The sequence below is a fragment of the Gehongia tenuis genome, assembly GCF_014384795.1.
GTDB lineage: Bacteria > Bacillota > Clostridia > Christensenellales > NSJ-53 > Gehongia > Gehongia tenuis.
This window is the reverse complement of the sequence record NZ_JACRSR010000011.1, coordinates 1-1,383: the sequence shown is the minus strand read 5'-3', so window position 1 is coordinate 1,383 and position 1,383 is coordinate 1. Positions and strand designations below refer to the sequence as shown.

Below are 1,383 nucleotides of genomic sequence, written 5' to 3'. Positions count from 1 at the left end.
GTGCCATAGGAGGGCGAGAGCATGAGCAAATGGGCGAACATAGAGGCCGAACAGGCGGTCATCGGGGGGCTGCTCAGCCACGAGAGCGGACACAGCCTGATCCCCAAAATAAGGCCGGAGGATTTCACGCAGGCAAGCTACCGCAAAGCCTTTGAGGCCATGGCGCGGATGTACGATGCGGGGGAGATGATCGATCTTGTGACCCTGGGCGGGAAACTGGAAATGGACACGGACGCACTGGTCAAAGCCATGGAAGCCATGCAGTTTGTGCCGCACAGCCAATGGTCTGAACACTACGTGGCGGCGCTCAAGGACGCATCCAAAAGACGGCGCCTCCTGGCGCTCTCCACCGCGATTACGCGGGCGGCGGACGACGCCGAAAGGGATACCGGAGAGACCATAGGCAAGGCGCTTGAGGCGCTCCAGGACATGGTGGACGGCGTGGACGAGGACGAAAGCATGGGCGCCGTTATGGCCGAAACCTGGGCCATGCTGGATGACCGGATGGCGGGCAAGGACGTTGGTGTAACTGTTGGAATAGCAGATTTTGACCGCATGGCCGGAGGGCTGTTCCCCGGCGAAATGACCGTGATCGGCGCACGGCCCGGCGTGGGCAAATCAGCTTTTGCGCAATATATCGCGGCGGCCTTTGCAACCAAAAATCACCCGGTGGAATTCTTCTCGCGGGAGATGAGCCGGATCCAGTACGGGACGCGGATGCTGTCCATGGAGGCGGGTGTATCCAGCGCCAAGTTCCGGACCGGGAAACTGAACGATTACGAGTTGCAGGAAGCGGCAAAGGCACTGGGGCCCATCACGAGGTTGCCGCTGTACATCAACACGAAAGCGGCCACGGCGGCAGAAATCAAGGCGGTATGCCGGGAGAGGAAAGCCAGGGATGGGCTGGGGCTTGTGGTGGTGGACTATCTGCAGCTGGTGCGCTCCGTAAAGCGCACGGACACACGGGCGGCGGAGGTGGGCGAGATATCCCGGAGCCTCAAGGAATTGTCGCTGGAACTCAATGTTCCGGTGCTGGCGCTCAGTCAGCTCAACCGGAATGCGGCCAATAAAGCGCCCACCATGGCGGACCTCCGAGAATCGGGGAGTATCGAGCAGGACGCGGATAATATCATACTCATCCACGAACCAGAGGATGACGATTTGACGCTGGAACAACAAAGGACAAAACAGGCATGGGATAAGGAGGGAATGCGCTATGTCAGGCTCATCCTCGCCAAGCAAAGACAGGGAGATACAGGATACATCGACACGGCATTCAAACCGGAGGTCATGCGATTTTTCGGTGTGCAGCGGCAAGCTTACACCACTAAGCGAGATACTTCCGGGGGTTATGCGCGAAATCATACGAACGGCGAATAGAGC

1 protein-coding gene is annotated in these 1,383 nt (G+C 59.0%); it reads left to right on the top strand.

The window, feature by feature from the left end:
- The first annotated feature begins 21 nt into the window (after positions 1 to 21).
- Complete coding sequence (locus H8696_RS11235; protein ID WP_249317534.1) at positions 22 to 1,380, top strand: replicative DNA helicase; 1,359 nt, start codon at positions 22 to 24, stop codon at positions 1,378 to 1,380.
- Positions 1,381 to 1,383 lie beyond the last annotated feature (3 nt).